Source organism: Streptomyces sp. NH27 (genome assembly GCF_056859195.1).
Map to the genome: position 1 here is coordinate 1 of NZ_JACEGK010001068.1, position 523 is coordinate 523.

Genomic DNA, 523 nt, shown 5'->3' on the forward strand with positions numbered 1-523 from the left:
GTGTTGGTGGTGAGCATGCCGAGGTGCACCGCCGGTACCCCCTGCGCGGCGTGCGCGGCCAGGTACGCGGTCATCAGGGCGCGGCCGTGCCCGGACCGCTGGGCCCGGGGGAGCAGGTCGATGTGCAGGTGGGCCGGGTAGGCGGTGAGGGTGGGCACCACCATCCGCTCGGGGGCGTGCAGCAGCGCGGCCATCGATTCGGCGGGCGTGCCGGGTTCACCCGCGGGCGCGGGCCAGCGATCGGCGACGGTCGGCAGCCACTCCGCGCGGAACCGCTCGACGAACCGCGTGGTGTCGCCGGTGCCGAGGACGTAGCCGACCGCCTGCCCGCTGCCGTCGTCGACCACGAAGGTGAGGTCGGGTTCGAGTACGGCGTACGGCGCCGCGAAGATCGCGCCGACCAGGTCGCGGTCGTGTTCGGCGTAGGACGCGGTGGCGTCCTGTCCCGAGTCGGCGGTGCGCAGGCAGATGTCGTACAGCGCGGGCAGGTCGGCGGCCGTCCGCCCGTACCGCCCCGCCGACC

General features: G+C 75.0%; 1 protein-coding gene. It reads right to left on the reverse strand.

Features of this window, described 5'->3' with window-relative positions:
- Positions 1-488, reverse strand: a 488-nt coding sequence (locus AC13HU_RS38050) for an N-acetyltransferase (protein WP_483046560.1), incomplete at its 3' end; no start/stop codon positions are given.
- Between the last annotated feature and the right edge of the window lie 35 nt (positions 489-523).